Origin of the sequence: Paenibacillus sabuli, from assembly GCF_014705605.1 — a bacterium.
GTDB classification, from domain to species: domain Bacteria; phylum Bacillota; class Bacilli; order Paenibacillales; family Paenibacillaceae; genus Paenibacillus_D; species Paenibacillus_D sabuli.
Genome location: NZ_JACXIZ010000012.1, coordinates 51,631 through 68,337 on the forward strand (window position 1 = coordinate 51,631; position 16,707 = coordinate 68,337).

15 protein-coding genes are annotated in these 16,707 nt (G+C 59.8%); 3 read left to right on the forward strand and 12 right to left on the reverse strand.

The window, feature by feature from the left end; translation table 11 throughout:
* Positions 1-32 precede the first annotated feature (32 nt).
* The gene (locus IDH44_RS06070) at positions 33-428 is read left to right on the forward strand and encodes a nucleoside triphosphate pyrophosphohydrolase family protein (protein WP_190915705.1); all 396 of its coding nucleotides are present in this window, start codon (positions 33-35) and stop codon (positions 426-428) included.
* A gap of 114 nt (positions 429-542) precedes the next feature.
* On the opposite strand, the gene pssA is transcribed toward IDH44_RS06070, so the two are convergent.
* The 11 genes from pssA to IDH44_RS06125 form a co-directional block, all read right to left on the reverse strand.
* Positions 543-1,286, reverse strand: coding sequence for a CDP-diacylglycerol--serine O-phosphatidyltransferase (pssA, locus tag IDH44_RS06075; RefSeq protein WP_190915706.1), 744 nt, complete (start codon positions 1,284-1,286; stop codon positions 543-545).
* A gap of 141 nt (positions 1,287-1,427) precedes the next feature.
* Complete coding sequence (disA, locus tag IDH44_RS06080; protein WP_190915708.1) at positions 1,428-2,510, reverse strand: DNA integrity scanning diadenylate cyclase DisA; 1,083 nt, start codon at positions 2,508-2,510, stop codon at positions 1,428-1,430.
* Between the two features lie 14 nt (positions 2,511-2,524).
* Positions 2,525-3,892: a DNA repair protein RadA gene (gene radA / locus IDH44_RS06085; protein ID WP_190915709.1), complete on the reverse strand. Its 1,368-nt coding sequence runs from the start codon at positions 3,890-3,892 to the stop codon at positions 2,525-2,527.
* A 94-nt stretch (positions 3,893-3,986) separates the two neighbouring features.
* A complete protein-coding gene (locus IDH44_RS06090) occupies positions 3,987-5,555 on the reverse strand; it encodes an ATP-binding protein (RefSeq protein ID WP_190915711.1) in 1,569 nt (522 codons plus the stop codon).
* A gap of 68 nt (positions 5,556-5,623) precedes the next feature.
* A complete protein-coding gene (gene nagZ, locus IDH44_RS06095; RefSeq protein ID WP_190915713.1) occupies positions 5,624-7,030 on the reverse strand; it encodes a beta-N-acetylhexosaminidase in 1,407 nt (468 codons plus the stop codon).
* A gap of 169 nt (positions 7,031-7,199) precedes the next feature.
* Positions 7,200-7,370 carry a hypothetical protein gene (locus IDH44_RS06100; RefSeq protein WP_190915715.1) on the reverse strand — a complete coding sequence of 57 codons (171 nt, stop codon included), beginning with the start codon at positions 7,368-7,370 and terminating at the stop codon, positions 7,200-7,202.
* Positions 7,371-7,595: 225 nt separating this feature from the next.
* Positions 7,596-8,636 carry an NAD(P)/FAD-dependent oxidoreductase gene (locus IDH44_RS06105; RefSeq protein ID WP_190915717.1) on the reverse strand — a complete coding sequence of 347 codons (1,041 nt, stop codon included), beginning with the start codon at positions 8,634-8,636 and terminating at the stop codon, positions 7,596-7,598.
* An 18-nt stretch (positions 8,637-8,654) separates the two neighbouring features.
* Positions 8,655-9,647, reverse strand: coding sequence for an iron-siderophore ABC transporter substrate-binding protein (locus IDH44_RS06110; RefSeq protein WP_190915719.1), 993 nt, complete (start codon positions 9,645-9,647; stop codon positions 8,655-8,657).
* A 98-nt stretch (positions 9,648-9,745) separates the two neighbouring features.
* Entirely contained in the window at positions 9,746-11,389 is a 1,644-nt protein-coding gene (locus IDH44_RS06115) for a helix-turn-helix domain-containing protein (protein ID WP_190915721.1), read from the reverse strand.
* 99 nt (positions 11,390-11,488) lie between these two features.
* Positions 11,489-12,502 (reverse strand): Gfo/Idh/MocA family protein, encoded by a 1,014-nt coding sequence (locus IDH44_RS06120; RefSeq protein ID WP_190915723.1) that lies wholly within the window; start codon positions 12,500-12,502, stop codon positions 11,489-11,491.
* Positions 12,495-13,355: a sugar phosphate isomerase/epimerase family protein gene (locus tag IDH44_RS06125; protein ID WP_190915724.1), complete on the reverse strand. Its 861-nt coding sequence runs from the start codon at positions 13,353-13,355 to the stop codon at positions 12,495-12,497. Before IDH44_RS06125 ends, IDH44_RS06120 begins: the two co-directional genes overlap by 8 nt.
* Before the next feature lie 149 nt (positions 13,356-13,504).
* On the opposite strand from IDH44_RS06125, the gene IDH44_RS06130 reads away from it, so the two are divergent.
* Together IDH44_RS06130 and IDH44_RS06135 are read left to right on the forward strand one after the other, a co-directional pair.
* Positions 13,505-14,401, forward strand: coding sequence for a helix-turn-helix domain-containing protein (locus IDH44_RS06130; RefSeq protein ID WP_190915726.1), 897 nt, complete (start codon positions 13,505-13,507; stop codon positions 14,399-14,401).
* A gap of 15 nt (positions 14,402-14,416) precedes the next feature.
* Positions 14,417-15,280: an aldose epimerase family protein gene (locus IDH44_RS06135; RefSeq protein ID WP_190915728.1), complete on the forward strand. Its 864-nt coding sequence runs from the start codon at positions 14,417-14,419 to the stop codon at positions 15,278-15,280.
* Position 15,281: 1 nt separating this feature from the next.
* Here the strand turns inward: IDH44_RS06135 and IDH44_RS06140 are convergent, their stop codons facing one another.
* Entirely contained in the window at positions 15,282-16,556 is a 1,275-nt protein-coding gene (locus tag IDH44_RS06140; protein WP_223869433.1) for a PDZ domain-containing protein, read from the reverse strand.
* Positions 16,557-16,707: the final 151 nt, after the last annotated feature.

The window sequence follows — 16,707 nt, forward strand, 5'->3', positions numbered from 1 at the left end:
GTGCAAGCAAATCAGGAAACGAGGTGGAATCGATGAGCGCCCCCACGTTGGAGCAATTGCAGCATCAAGTATCGGAATTACTGCTGCGTCACCGCAGTCTGCTGGATGTCCTGTCCAAGTATGGCCAGACGGGTGCCGCCGTCAACCGTGCCGTGACCAAAGCGGTCACCGAGTGCGGCTGCATCGAGCTGAATGCCAAGCGCCAGGAGTATACCGAACACCTTGAATTGGAGCAGGCCAAGCATTCGCTGGAAACCCACATGCAAGGCGACTTGTGCGAAAATTGCAAGGATGTGTTGAAGGCCGAGCTGGGCAAGAATTTGTTTTACATGTCCTCGCTCTGCAACTTGCTCAACATCAGTCTTGACGAGGTCGTACAAGACGAGTCCAAAAAATGCTCGACCCTCGGCTTGTTCAATTTGACGTAAGATTCGGCTATTATTAATGATGAAGATGCATGATGTGCATGCGAACAGGAGCCGCCCTTCGCAGTGGAAGGCACGACTCCTGTTTTTGGCGTTGCATGCTGGTCGGTTCGCGGCTTATGCGCTGTGCTCCGACTGAGGCTCCTCATCTTGCGCCGTCGCCTTGCGGCGCTTCCGCCCTTTGCCGAACAGCCGCCGCCTACCGTTTTTTTTTAGCCCGTAGAGCGCATAAAGCACAAGCGGCACAAACAAGATTTTAGACAAGTGGTTGCGAAAAACGATGCCGAGCACGACCGTAACGACGACAATGAGAGGAATAACCCAAACGGAGCCGCGGGGGATGCCGACTTTTTTGAAATTTGGATATTTGATATTGCTAACCATCAGGAAGGAAAGCACGAGCGAGCTCCCGAGCAGCACCGCCACCGGAATCTCTTCATAAAATAAGGCCAGCGTGCTGAGCACCCCGCCTGCCGCCGGAATCGGAAGTCCGATAAAATACCCCGGCGTACCGGAAATGACGTTGAATCTGGCCAAGCGCAACGCGCCGCAAATCGGAAACAACGCCGTCACAATCCAGGCCGCTGCGGGACTGAGGTCTTGAAAAGCCACCACATACATAATAAAAGCCGGCGCTACGCCGAAAGAGATCACGTCCGACAAAGAGTCGAGCTCCTTGCCAAATTCGCTCTGTACGCCCAGCGCACGCGCCACTCGCCCGTCCACGCCATCCAACAGCATCGCTGCGATGACCATCATCGCCGCAATGTCCGGCTTCTCGTCGAAGACGAGAATAATGGCAAGCACGCCGAGAAACAAGTTGCCTACCGTAAAAAGACTCGGGATCGACTTTGTGATCATCGGATTCCACCTCATCTTTACTTTACCCCAAATTCGGCCGCACAAGCATGAACCGGCCAAATTCGCTTATCCCGTTCGCATCGCGCAGCAAGACGCCTGATAACCGCGCGAAAGCGCAAGCATTCTAACATTGTATGGGATTTAAATTTGTCTGTCAATGAATACCTGCTCTCGGATCCGCTTCAAGCCTTCGCGAATTGCGCGCGCGCGGACCTCGCCGATGCCGTCGACGTCGTCCAGCTCTTCGATCGAGGCGGCGACGATCTGCCGCAGATGAAGAAAGCGTTCCACCAGATTGTTCATGATAATAACCGGCAAACGAGGAATTTTGTGCAGCATGCGGTAGCCTCTCGGCTGGATTGCCTCGTCGGATATCGTACTGGAATAGGGATAGCCGAGCAGCCGGATAATGTGGTGGATATCGAGCAGTTCCTCCGAGCTCGAGCGCTTCAGGCCGGCGCGAATGTCGCGCAGCTTGTCGTCATGATTGTCGCGGGCATAATCCTTCATCAGGAACCACGCGTCCTCCTCGACACCGCCCACCAGCTCCTCCATCTGCATGCTGATCAGCCTACCTTCCGTGCCGAGCTCGTTGACATAGCGTTTGATCTCGGTCTTGATGCGCAGCACCATCTCGACGCGCTGCATGACGCCGGCGACCTCCTGCAAGGTGACGAGCTCCTCGAATTCGGCTGCCGACAGGTTGGTGAAGCCCTGGGTGAGCACCGCCTTGTATTTCTCCAGCGTTTGAATCGCCTGGTTCGCCTTGGTGAGAATCGCGCCCATCTCCTTGAGCGAGTACCGCAGGTCGCCTTGATACAACGTAATGATATTGCGACGCTGGGAGATCGAGACGACGAGCTGACCCGTCTGCTTGGCGACCCGCTCCGCCGTGCGGTGACGAATGCCCGTCTCGATGGACGCGATCGAGCTGTCGGGGATCAGCTGGGTGTTGGCGAACAAAATCCGGCGAAAGTCTTCGCTCAAAATAATCGCCCCGTCCATCTTCGCCAGTTCATATAAATAGTTGGGGGAGAAATCGCAATTGATGGAAAATCCCCCGTCCACCACCGCCATCACCTCAGGACTATACCCGACGACAATCAACGCGCCGGTTTTGGCCCGCAGTACATTTTCCAATCCCGCCCGAAATGCCGTGCCGGGCGCAACCTGCTGCAGCAGTTGGTTCGTAATTTCCTGTTTGGTCGGTTCTTCTCCGTTCATTCTTCAATGGCCCCCTATCCAAGCGCGGCTGCGAGCGCTTCTGATACGGTGCTCACGCCCACAATCTCGATGCCTTTCGGCTTTTTCCAACCCTTCAAGCTTTTTTCCGGCATGATGACGCGTCCAAAGCCGAGCTTTTGCGCTTCGCGCACCCGTTGCTCCGCCCTGGCCACTCCGCGCACCTCTCCGGTCAATCCGATCTCGCCAAAGATGACATCGTCGGGCTTGGTCGGAACGTCGCGAAAGCTCGAGGCCAGGCTGACCGCCGCGGCCAGGTCCACGGCCGGCTCATCGAGCTTGACGCCCCCGGCGACATTCAGGTAGGCGTCCTGATTCTGCAAAAACATGCCCATCCGTTTTTCCAGGACGGCGATGATCAGCGCCATGCGGTGATGATCGATGCCGGCGGACATGCGTCGCGGCGAAGGGAAATTGGTCGTCGCCACGAGCGCCTGCAGCTCGACCAGCACGGGCCGCGTGCCCTCCATGCTCGCCACGACGGTCGCGCCGGAGACGCCGAGCGAGCGCTCCGACAGGAAGAGCTCGGATGGATTGGAGACCTCGCGCAGACCCGCTTCGCCCATTTCGAAAATGCCGATTTCGTTGGTCGAACCGAACCGGTTTTTGACGGCTCGCAACAAGCGATAGGCGTGATGGCGCTCGCCCTCGAAATACAGGACGCAATCCACCATATGCTCGAGCAGGCGCGGCCCGGCGATGGCGCCTTCCTTGGTCACGTGACCGACCAGCACCGTCGCGATCCCGCGCACCTTGGCCACCCGCATGAAATGCGCCGTGCACTCGCGGACCTGAGCGACGCTGCCCGGCGCGGACTCAATCGACGGCGCGTACACTGTCTGGATCGAGTCAATGACGAGAAAGTCGGGCTGTACCGCGTCGATGGCCTCGCCGATCGCGCTGACGCTGGTCTCGCATAGGACATACAGCGTCTCGGCCAACGCGCCGAGACGGTCGGCGCGCAGCCTCGTCTGCCGTACGGATTCCTCGCCGGATATATAGAGCACCTTGAGCCCTTTGGAGGCCAGCGCATGCGAGGCTTGCAGCAGCAACGTCGATTTGCCGATCCCCGGGTCTCCGCCGACCAGCACGAGCGAGCCCGGTACGACGCCGCCGCCGAGCACCCGATTCAGTTCGACCATTTTCGTTTCGATCCGCGGCTCCTGCTCCCCTTGTATAGATATGATAGGAACAGGTTTTTCTTTCTTCTCAATCTGACCGAGGCCGACCCCTTGCGTCCGTACGACCGTTTCTTTTTCTTCGACCATCGTATTCCAGGCGCCGCAGCCCGGACACTTGCCCAGCCACTTCGGCGCCTCAGTGCCGCAATCGGTGCAGATGAACTTAATCTTTATTTTAGCCATTCTCGGCTCCTTTTCGGGATGACAGACCCATTCAAAGTTTACCATTTTCGGATGGACCGATAAAGTCCCACGCCGTAAAAACACGTCCAATTACCTACTGCTGCAGTTCCGGCGACTCGCGCACCGGCAGCCACAATGTAAATAAACTCCCTTTTCCCTGGCTGCTCTTCAAGGTTAGCGTGCCGCCGAGCAGACCGGCCAGCTGGAGGCTGATCGACAGGCCGAGCCCGGTGCCGCCGTATTTGCGATTGGTGGCGCCGTCCGCTTGACGGAACGCTTCGAAAATCTGGTACTGCTTGGTCTCGTCGATGCCGATTCCCGTATCGTGCACCGCAAAAGCAATCCAGCCGCGATTATCGACTGATCGCCGCGCGTCGTGCGACGCGCCGCTGCCCTGTGAAACGCGCCGTTTGACGCCCCAGCGCCGCTGCCGTCCCCGTACAAGCTGCTGCGGCTTGCGCGGGCGAGCGGAATCTTTTTCCTCCGCGACGCCGTCAGGGCCGTGCACGTGACGCCGTATGATCAAGGAGATCGTACCGCTTTCCGTGAACTTAAAAGCATTGGCCAGCAAATTTTTGATAATTTGGGTCGCGCGCATCTCGTCGGTATAGAGCATTTCCGGCACGTCCGACGCCATATCAAGCCGAAAGGCCAGCTTTTTGCTGTCGGCAACCGGCTCGAATTGGTCGACGATCGATTGCAGCATGCCGCTTACCGAGACGGGTTCTACCACAATCTCCATTTTGCCGGCTTCGACCTTGGACAGATCGAGAATGTCGTTGATCAGGTGCAGCAGTTGGTGACCCGCGGAGTTGATAATATCGGCATATCGGCCTTCCGCTTCTTCGCCGGCCTCATTCTTCTCCTCACGGATTTCGCGGATCATCTGGGACAGCAGAATAATGCTGTTCAGCGGCGTTTTTAGCTCGTGCGACATATTGGCCAAAAATTCCGACTTGTATTGCGAGGCCAGCGCCAGCTCATGCGCCTTGCCCTCGAGCTCCCGTTTCGCCTCGCGCAGCTCGCGCGTCTGACGGCGCAAAATGATATTCATATTGCGCAAATCGACAACCCGCTTTTGCTCCTTGTAAAAATCCCGGATAATAAAAATGAAAAACGCGCTGAGCGCCAGTCCGAGCGGATACGTAATGACGGCGATTTCCAACAGGTAGGCACGTGTTGGAAGGATGCCAAACCAAGCGATATTGGCGACATTCAGCGTATTAATCACCACAATGGAAATCGCCGCGCGACTGCGAAAAGAAAGCGTCTCGCGCCTGGCAAATCCGTAAGCCATGACGGCAGCAGCCACGCCCAAAATCGCCATATTCAAAAACCCCGCCGTCGACGCCGCATTGAAGCCGCCGACGATAAATCGGCCAACCCCGATCCCGATGCCAACGACCAGCAGCGGCAGCGGGTTGCGGTAGACGAGAGCCGCAAAAATGAGCGGTACGAACCGCAAGTCGAATAAAATGGTGTCTGTCAGCTGCAAGCCGAACAGCATGGTGAACCACCCTGCAAAAATAAACAGCGGAACGGAAAACCGCATCTTCACCTGCATGGGGGCGTGAAGAAATGCATATTTATAACCTAGATTAAAGATGTAGCCGAACGTAATCAGCAGACTGATATTGGTGAAGAAAACTTTGGAAAACGCCATGAATAATCCCTTTCCGCCGGGTGTCGGCCATGTAAGGTGCTGCCCCTATTGTACAATAGGGGGCTGCCTCAATCCACAGCCGCGTCGCGCGTCGCCAATGCAGCCCGCAGCCGCTCTGCCAGTGCTTCGGTATCCGGATCGGCAGCAGGGGCGACACCGGTCCGAGCATAGTTTTGCTTCAGTGCAATAATGCGCTTCAGCTTGTCCTCCAGCATCGCATCGGTCAGCGTGCCGTCCGCATAGGCCTGCTCCAGCGCCGCCAACACCTGTCGCTGCAGCTCGGCGCCGTGCCCGACCAGGACCAGATCCGCTCCAGCGATCAGCGCCTGAACGGCTGCCTCTCCGATCTCGCCGTACTGCCCGATCGCCCCCATCGTCATATCGTCCGTAATGACGACGCCCTCAAAGCCCATATCCTCACGCAACAGCTCGCCGATAATACGCGGCGAAAGAGAAGAAGGATACGTGTCGTCCAGGGCCGGCAGCAGCAGGTGCGCGACCATCACTGCGTCGGCGCCTTGGGCAATCGCCCGGGCGAACGGCGCGAGCTCCACGCGCCGGAGCCGATCCATATCATGGGTCAGCACCGGCAAGCCGAGATGCGAATCGGTCGCCGTATCGCCATGGCCCGGAAAATGCTTGACCACCGCCGCTACTCCTGCCTCGTGCAGGCCTTCCATCATGGCGATGCCTTGCGCGGCGACCTCGTCCGGATCAGTGCCATAAGAGCGGTCGCCGATCACCGGATTGTCCGGATTGCTGTCCACATCCAGCACCGGCGCGAAGTCCATGTTCAATCCGAGCGCGCCCAGCGTCTGACCGAGCGCCGCGCCCAGCCGACGCGTCCAGGCGGGGTCTTCGGCTCCGCCGATCTCTCGGGCCGCTGGCAGCTTGCCGATCGCGTCCGGCAGTCGGCTGACGCGTCCGCCCTCCTCATCTACGCTGATCCATAGCGGCAGCGGATTGTCCTGATTCGCCTCCTGCAACGAGCGGGTCAGGGCGGCTGTCTGCGCAGCGCTGACGACGTTGGGCCCATACAGGATCAGGCCGCCGATGTGTTCCTCGCGAATCATGGCAGCGGTTTGCTCGTTCATTTGCTCGCCCTCCATGCCGACGAGCAGCAGCTGCCCCAGCTTGTCCTCCACCTGCATCGCGGATAGGATGCGGTCCGCCTCCGCTTCGCCGTGCGGCTGGTTCGTCGCGCCTCCCTCTTGGGCGGGCGGCTGCGCGTCATCCCCTGGCGCCTCGCCGCTCGATTCTTCCGTATTGCCGGTCGGCTCCTCCATATTGCCGCTCTGATTGTTGTCGTGCACGGGGGATGGATTCGTATCCGGCTGCCCGGCATTGCTACCCGGGTCATCGCCAATCGGGGCATTGCCGTCCGGGGTCTCCGCACGCGTACATGCGGCGCACAAGGCCGCCATAGCTATCATTAGCACGATAATGCAAAGCCGTGCGTTGCTGCGTCTTTTCATACTTTTTACCTCCGATCGCTTATCGCAAATTGTGGGTGTCGGTCTGACGGATGTCTCTACATGCTTCCCGAATCCTGCACCGATCCATTCAGAACAGACGGCAATTCGGCGATCGCCGCCGCCACCGCATTCGCATTCGCAAAAGGCGCCTCGCCGAGCAGGCGCTTGATCAGCTCGGGCGTCCCGCGCTCAGCTCGAGCTCTTCGTCCCAGCCCGGCTCAGGCTCCTGGCCTGGCGCTCCCGTCTTGCCTGCGGCCGGCTCCTCGTACCCGGCATACAGCAGGAACAGCAGCAGGTGCCCGACGCCGTACAGATCGCTTGCCGGCCGAGGCTCGCGCATGCGCCGCTTCACCTCATTTGCATTCATTCAAGCATAGCAGGAAGAACGGGAGAAACCAACCCGCCGCCTTATCCGCCGCGTCATAGCCACCATCCGCGTCACTCGCGATACGGGCACGGCTATTACAAACGCAAATACAGCAGCTTCTCGAGCTGAGGCTCGTGAAGCTGCTGTGCGGAAGGAGCTTTCGGGTTGTGCGTTTCGGTGCGCCAAGCGCTCCTTTTCTCAGCGCTCGTTTTGATTCTTAACCTGCGTCAGCACGCGATTGCGCGACTTGAATCGATCATTGTGGGAGGAGACGTAAGCCGAGGGCGGCGCTTCCGGGTCCAGGTACCGCTTGGCGCTGTTGACCGCCAATACCGCATCCGTAAAGGCTCCGGCAATCAAGCGCACCTTGCTGCCATAAGCGGCGCAGTCGCCGGCGGCAAAAATACCCGGAATGTTGGTCTCAGCCCGCTCGCTCACGTTCAAGCCCCATTCGCCCAGCTCGAAACCCCAGCTTTTTAGAATACCGGTATCGCGGCTGTACCCGTGGTTGACCACCACGGCATCGACATCATGCAGCTCCGTAGACCCGTCTTCCACGTTGCGAATCGTGACAGCATGAATCAGGTCGCGTTCTCCGTGCAGCGCCTCTACTTGATAGGGCGTGCGAACCTTCGTCGCCGCCCGCATGTCGGCGACATGCCGTTCCATTGCCGTGAACTCAGGTTTTCGGTGTACGACCGTCACTCGCTCCGCTACTTCGGACAAGGCGTTAGCCCAATCTACGGCCGAATTGCCGCCCCCCGAGATGAGGATGCGTTTGCCGGCAAATTGGGAAAGATTTTGTACGGTATAATATAGATTCGTCAACTCGTAGCGATTTGCCCCTTCAATCTCCAGCTTTTGAAGCGATGTGACGCCACGGCCGACCGCCACTACAATGGTCCGCGTATAGTGTCTTTCCCCGGACGCCGTCTTCAGTTCAAGCGTGTCGTCGGACAAACGATCGACATGCACAATACGTTGATTAAACAACACCGTTGGCTGAAAAACGACTGCCTGCTCGGACAACCAGCCGATCAATTTTTCGCACCGGATCGGCGGAATGCCGCCTACGTCCCAAATCATTTTTTCCGGGTACGTATGCAAAAAACCGCCAAGCGCATTTTGGGCTTCAACAAGCTTGATCTTCATATCCCGCATGCCGCCGTAAAAAGCGGCATACATACCGGCAGGTCCGCCCCCGATAATCGTCATGTCATACAACTCATCACTGGGCATAGCGATCCCCCCTCTCGCCTACTCGGCGGTCCGCGCCAGCAAGTCTTCGATCTTGCCGGTGTTGGCAATATAGCCCAGGGAAAGCCACAACGAGGCGTCAACCTCGTAAATTTGGTCGTTCTGGTAGGCGGGGAGGCCTTGCCACAGCGGACTTGCCAACAATTCCTCGGCCTGCGCCTTGCCGTTATCATTGATGACAAGAATAATATGGTCGGCAGTGAGTTGCGGGATAACCTCCATAGAGATGGAGATGTTGCCGTCCTCCGGCAACGTCTCGACCAGCGCAGCCGGCTTCAAGCCGAGGTCGTCGTACAGCAGCTCGCCGCTGAACGGATCGTCGGTCCGATAGAGACGAATATCCTTGTCATTGGCAATCCGCACGAGCGCGAACGTGTCCGTTCCTACCTGCCGCTGCAGACGCTCGCGCGCATCGCTCAGCGATTGGTCATACGTCTCGAGCAGTTGCTGCGCCTTCTCCGATTCTCCGACCAAGGTTCCGATCGTCAATAAAATGTCCTTCCACCCGCTCGTGGAGGCATCAATGGCATACGTCGGCGCAATTTTGGCATAAGGCTCAATCTTGTCGGCTGCCAGCACGAGGGAATGCGTGATAATCAAATCCGGATCGAGCTCCAGCACCCGCTCCGGAGCCGGCATCGGCGTGCTGCCGGCCAGCGGCACGTCCGCAATATAGCGCTGTAAATAAGCTGCGCCGGCTCCGCCAAAATTAAATTGGAGCAGCGGTGTCAAGCCGAGCGCCACAAGCGGGTCTTCTAAGTAAACGCCAAGAATCCGCTGCGGCTTGCCGGTAATCTTCACTTCCCGCCCGTAATCGTCCGTATACATGATCGGTTGGTCGGAATGGCTTTCCGCAGAGTCGGACGTCGGCGATGCATGGTCCGATTCGGATTGTGAGGATTGCGACGGGCTCGTCCCGCCGCAGGCGGTGACAAGGACGAGGCTGCACAGACAAATCAAACATGTCCACCATTTGATACCGTTGTAATTCATGATGACCTCCATCAATTCATAATGATAATCAATATCAATTATAAATGCGGCGTTCAATGAAAGCCATGGAGAATCCGTATCAGGTTATGGGACAATACTTAGCTGAAAAGCGCGGCTGCCGCTTGCAAGACCCATAAATGCGCATGCGGCGTATACTCAAACCACAAGCCCCTGTCCACACGATGAACCTTGCGACTGTGCACGGCGCGAAGCGTGCGCCATGCAGAACTGCGGTATAACGTCTGCAAGTCGTGACGAGCGGCCGTCCCGCTGTCGGCAATAAGTAAAATACGATCCGCGTCAATCGATGCCAATTGCTCCGGCTGCATCGGATGCAGCGCCGTAGGCGGCGTAAAGGCCGGAGCGAAGCCCAGGTCCTCGTACATGACGCTGCCCGCATGCCGCCGCCCAACCAAGACCATGCCTTGGTCAGTCGCGCCTACAATCAGCAACGATTCGCGGCGAACCGCCGCCGGAATGCGACGACGCACGTGTTCGGCTCGTCGATCGTATTGCTGCAGCCAACGCTCCGCTTGTGTTTCCTTATGCAAAAAAGTCGCGGCGAGACGAAACATGGTTCGCCAATGCACGGTATCGTGCCATGGCAGCACAAGGACAGGCGCAAGACGCTTCAGCTCCGCAATCTGATGCGATCCGATATTTTCTCGAACCACAATCAGGTCCGGTTCGTGCCTGGCCAATGTTTGCAACACAATGCCCGGATCCTGCAAATGATCCAAACGAACCGCCACATCGTCCGCGTATCGGTCGTGATACTCCCGTACATACCTGGGATCCAGACGCGCTCCGCTCGGAATGATCTGCAACGCGAGCAAATACCCGATTGTATGATAATTCAACGCCACAGCTCTGTAATGGTTGCTCGTTCGGTATGCGCTGGGCGTAATGCCCAGTTTTTGCTTGAATCTGCGGCTGAAGTAACCCTCGTCCTCGTAGCCTACCGTACGCGAGACATCGCGAACCGGCATGTTCGGCGCGCGGCGCAACCAGCGCTGTGCCTCCTCGAGGCGTCGCTCGGCGATGTAATCCAGCGGGCTGCACCCGTAGACCTTTCTAAAAAGCTGCATAAAATACCCCTCGCTCGTGCCTGTGCGGCGAGCCAGATGTTCAATTGACAGCTTGACGGCAAAGTGCCGGTCCATATAGCGCCGTGTCTCCTCAATCGCCATTCGGGGATCGAGCTTGACCGTCTCATGCGTCTGACGCAGCAATACGTAGAGCAATTCCTGAAACAACGCCTGGCAGCGAAACCGATCCAATTCGTCTCCATTCCAGTGCGTACTCAAGGACAGGCAGAGGCGTTGCACATCCCGATCGAGATGCGGAATAACCAGACGTTGCTCAGGCAAGCGCAGATGCGGCGCGGGCCCCGCCGAGGAGGCCCAGTCGGCCTGAAAGAAAAAGGTCCACACTGTACAGCCGCCGGAGAAGCCGAAGCACACTTCGTCTCCAGGCTCGCAGACCACGGAAAAAGGCTGACGGCGTTCCAATCGCTCGCCGTTGATGCCGCATCGGACGCTGGCACCATCGTTCGGATAAAATACGTTTAACATGTAGCGCTCCGAGCGCGTCGTCTCATCCGGCCCAGGCGATTCTTCATCGAAGCAGGCGCGGCGCAGATCCCACAGCTTAACGCTCAGATCGCTCCAGCCGGCAACGGCAAGCTCAAGCGCGCCGCGGCCAGTGGCATATCCGGCATTTTGCAAACGTTCATTCCTCATCCTGACGTTCCCCTTTTACGTTGTGTACAATCCTTTTAGTCGATTATACACGAAGCCCGCCGTTTGAGTGCGCGCGTCTGCGTCGCTCCCTCGCACCGGTTACCGCTCGGCCGCAGCCAGCGCTCTCTCCAGCAGCGCCAGAGACGCGCAGCCGTCGGCCAGCGTCGATTCGGCAATCGGCTCGCCGCTCGACAAGCGATCGATAAAATAGCGCAATTCATTGTAGTACCCGCCGAGGCTGCTGATATTGCCGCCGCTATCGCCGGATGCAGCGCCGCTCAGATCCGGCTGCTCCAGCTCCGGCTCCAGCACCTCGCCGCTCGCCGTAAAGACGCGGAGCGTGGGCGCGGCGTTCGAGCTGAAGACGACTGTCGCTTGCTCGAACTGCACAGTGAAGGCCATCTCCAACGGAAAGGATGGCGGGTAATCCCAGCCGCCCTCGAGCCCGACGACGACGTCGCCGTAGCGGTACAGACTATGAATATGGACATTCGCGCCGCGATCCCGGACGAGCTCGGTGCTGATGCGCTGGGGCTCCCCCAGCAAGGCGCGCACATAATCGACGTCATGGATGTGCAGGTCCAGCGCCGCCGAGCCGCTCTTCGCCTCGTCGTCCAGCCACTGCTCCCATACCCAGTCGGGATGCGGGCTCCGCCTTGTGAACACAGCCGAGGTCAGCTTGCCGTAGCGTCCTGCCTCATAGATGCGCCGCAGCTCCGTGTACTCCGGCCAAAAACGAATACACTGCCCGATCATCACCGCGGCTCCGGTCTCCTCCTGCTTGCGCAGCAGGCGCGCCGCCTCCTCGCTGTTGCGGCAGACGGGCTTCTCGATGAACAGATTCATGCCCTTGTCCATCGCCTGCAGCGCCAGCTCGGCGTGCAAAAACGTCGGCAGGCAGATGTCGACCGTGTTGATGTCCGCCTGGGCCATCATCTCCTCGGCCGAAGCGAAGACCGCAGCGCCCAGCGGCTCGGCCAGCTCGGCCGCCTGCGCCGTATTTAGATCGGCGACCGCCACTACCTCGAAGCCGCCCCGCTCGCGCAGCGCCTCGTAGCACTTGGCGTGCATGCGCCCCATGAATCCTGCGCCGACCAGACCGATTTTAATCATGAGCGTTGCCCTCCTTCGGCTCCATAATGGCCTGCATGGCCGCAGCCGTATTGTAGATAATTTGATCCGAATGATGCGTATACGGCGGCAGCATCTCCGCCACGGCGTAGCCGTCGTAGCCGATCGCGCCGAGCCGCTGCATCACCTGCGGATAATCCACGTCGCCGGCAAGCAGATCGACAAAGCCGTGCAGTCCGCCCGCTTGACGGCGATAATCCTTGAAGTGCACTTGGAAAATGCGATGATCCAAAATATCGATCCAATGCTCGGGGTACCCCGTCGCGACGACGTTGCCCACATCGAGATATACGCCGACGCCGGGGCTACCGACCTTGTCGACAAAATCGCGAAACTCCAGCGGAGACAGTAAAAATTTATTCCAGACATTCTCCAGCGCCAGCCGCACGCCATGACGCTCCGCATGCTCAGCAAGCTCCGAGACCGCTTCGAGCGCGCGGTCATAAGCCGTGTCGTAGCGGACGACCTCGCTGCCGGGCATAAAATCGACCCCGACCGCGCCGGGGATGACCAGAATCGTCTTCGCTTCCAGCCATGCGGCAAGCTCGATCTGGCGGCGCGCGATCTCGCTCGCCCGCCGGCGCGTCGCCGCATCTTCGGAGGTAAAGGCGTAGTCCCAATACAACCCGGTCGCCAGACCGGCCAGCTCGATGCCGATCTCGGCAGCGCGCCGCCGAATCTCGCCCGCTCCGGACTCGGTCGTTTCCATCCCGAGCTCCCCCTGCTCGCCGAGCGCCAGCTCGATGCCGTCGTAGCCAGCGCTGCGGGCCAGCTCCATGCACGCCTCCACCGACTGTCCTTCCGCGAAGGACCAAATGTTAATGCCTTTCTTCATCTGCGGCTCCTCCTTTTTCGTGCTTTCGTCCTGTCCCCCCTATTGTAGCGCCCTCCGGTGTGCGCAATCTTTAGCACAAGTCACGCAAGATGTAGCAGAAATCCCTAACATGATATAATGGAGCAAAGCGCAAAGGAGGAGGCGGTCACGTGAGCGCCGATTTGTTTCCGCGCATGACCCTAGGCGAGCCGCTCGCGATCAAACGGCTAATCTCGCTGCACTACTTCGAATTCGCGCCGACCTACGTCTTTGACGGCGAACAGCATGATTTTTGGGAGATGTGTTATGTCGACAAGGGGGAGCTCGGTGTGTATGCCGACGGCGAAGGCTACCGGCTCAAGCAGGGCGACATGATCTTTCACAGGCCCGATGAATTCCATAGCCTGTGGGCCATCAGCGGCACCGCGCCCAATGTCGTCGTGGTGGCGTTCGAGTGCGCGTCCGAGGCCGCCCACTTCTTCGAGCGCCGGCTCGTCACCCTCGGCGCACGGCAGCGGGAGATGCTCGCACAGATGATGCAGCATGGCTACGATGCCTTCAAGCCGCCCTTCGACGAGCCGTTCGACCACAAGCTGACCCGCAGGGCCGATGCGCCGCTCGGCGCGGAGCAGCTCTTCAAAATTCACCTGGAAATGCTGCTGCTCGATCTGCTGCACAGCGGCCAGGCCGCCGGCAAAGCAGAACGGCGCTCGGGGACGGTGCGGCACTTGGGCGAAGAAAGTCTGGTCCGTAAAATAATTGCGCTGCTCGAAGAGCGGGTCGAGGAGGATCTGAAGCTGGACGCGGTGTGCCATACGTTTAACTTGAGTAAAAATCACGCCTTGGCGCTGTTTAAAGCGCAGACGGGACAGAGCATTATGCGCTATTTCCGGAACTTGAAGCAGCAAAAAGCACGTCAGCTCATTCGCGAGGGCAGGCTTACCTTTACCGAAATCGCGGCCAGACTGCAGTACGGCAGCGTCCATAGCTTCTCGCGTCAATTCCGCACCGCCACCGGCATGTCGCCCACCGAATATTTGCATTCCATCCAATCCAAAGTACGATAAAGGAGCCCTGAAAACATGAACCATTATGAAGTACGGACCTTCGAGCAGACGTACACGATGTACGAGCTGCGCGAGCCCGCCACCCAATCCGCCGTGACCGTCTGCCCGGCGCGCGGCGGCATTGCCACTTCGCTGATCCTTGGCGGCAAATCGCTTTTTTATTTGGACGAGGCTACCCTGCTCGACCCGAACGCTAATATCCGCGGCGGCAATCCGATTTTGTTTCCGATCTGCGGTCAATTGGAGGACAAGCGTTATGCATGGGAGGGCGCGTCTTACGAGATGCCGAACCACGGGGTCGCCCGCATCAAGCCTTGGGAGGTCATGCATACGCGTACCGAGGGCGCGGCCGCCATCACGCTGCGTCTCAGCAGCGACGAGGAAACGCTGCGTCACTATCCGTTCGATTTTGAGCTGGAATTCACTTATATTTTGCAGGACGGCGCGCTGCGCATCGAACAGCGGTATGCGAACCGCTCCGCGCAGCCGATGCCGATGTATGCCGGCTTCCACCCGTATTTCGCCAAGACGGACAAAACGATCGCCTGCGCCACCGACGCCACCCGCTACCTCGACTACAACGACGGCGAGACCAAGACGCTCGACGGTCCGATCGACCTAGGCGGACTCGTCGAATCGGTCGCGCTGCTGGACGCAAAAGCACCGCGCATTGCCTTCTCGCTGAGCGAGCAATGCACGGTGCACATGGCCTATAGCGACCATTTTCGCTATGTCGTCTTGTGGTCGGTCGAAGGCAAGCCGTTCGTCTGCGTCGAGCCCTGGATGGCGCTCACCGGCGAGCTCAATCGGCGACAGGAGCTGCCCGAGGTGCCTGCTGGCGAGACCCTCGAGGCCTGGATGACGATCGGCTGCAGTTAACTCAAAGGGCCGCTTCGTCGCTGCGATGACGCGTCGCGCGGCGGCGCGCGACGAGATCGAGCAGGGAAGCCCCCCGCTCCAGGGCGTAGCGCTCGTCGCGCTCGTCCGGCGCCAAAATGATGCCGAGCTGATGCGGCTCGCCGTCGAAGCGCGCGCGCTGCAAAAACTTGAGCTCCTGCTCGTGGTTGAGCACCTCCAGCTTGCAGAAAGCCGAATTGGCATGAAGCGCTTCATACAGCTCTTGGCGCGTCCGCACGCGGATGCCGTTGACCTTGTGCAAGCGCTCGCCGGCCGTGATGCCGAGCTGTGCGGCCGGCGTGCCCGGCACGACGCCCAGTACGCACAGCCCGCGCTCGTCGTGCATGTAGCGCAGCCGGGCATCCTCCCCGCGCCGCCCCCGGCGCGCCAGCGCTTCGTGCAGCAGCGGGGCGGCCAGCGCCGCCAGCGCGGTGAGCGGCGCCCACCAGAGCGCCGCCGCCGCGAGCCCGCCGAGCAGCACGCTATAGAGCAGTGCGCCCCGTGCGGCGCGGCGCGCCAGCTGCCCGGGCAGCTGGGCGCGTGTCCAGCTGCCGTAGCCGATGACCGCCGGCAAGCCCAGCAGCAGCCAACCGCCGGCGCTCTCCGCGCCTCCCAGCAGCGGCGTCCACGGCAATGCCGCCCCTGCGCCCGCTTCCAGCGCCGGCGTCAAGAGCAGCAGCGGTACCGGCCACAGCCCCTGGAGCCGGTAGGCCCCGATCAGCTTGCCGCGCTTGCCGGCCAGCAGCCGCGGACTGGACAGCCGCTCGCCCTGCACGCGCAGCAGGATCGCTTCGCCCAGATGCAGGACCGCGGCCAGCAGCAGCAGCGAGCCAGGCTCTACGCGAGCCAGCGAAGCCGCAACGCCCTCCAGCGGTGACGGCCAGGTCTCCCAGGCGAGCCAGCCGGCGATCCACTGCAGCAGACCGACCAACCCGGCGGCGTAGACGATACACAGGAATCGCACCCGGATCAGCGACAGCAGCAGCCCCGCCCCCCATACCCAGTAGAGCGTATCCGGCGTGATCCGTATACCGAGCAGGACGGCCGCGCATGAGACGAGCAGACCGACCGCCAGCCCGCCCCCCAGGAGGCGCAGCAGGAGCAGCGGCCAGGCTTGCAGCTTCATCTGGAACAAGCGCCGTTCGATTCGGGTCTGACGCATATAATACAGGGCCAGGACCAGCACAGCAACATAACTTAGCGGCTGTAGGAGCAGCTGCAGCAGCGCCTCGACAGCCTGGCGCCCGAGCTCGGCCATATTGTCCACTTGTCGCTCTCCCCCAATTCAGCCGTCCTGCTGCCAGCAGACGGCAGATGCGGCACATTTATGCCATGATTTGATTGCAAAAGAAGGCCGGGCCGTTGCCGCAGCCTGCGACAGTGCCCAGCCTTCTACGTATTCGACGGCC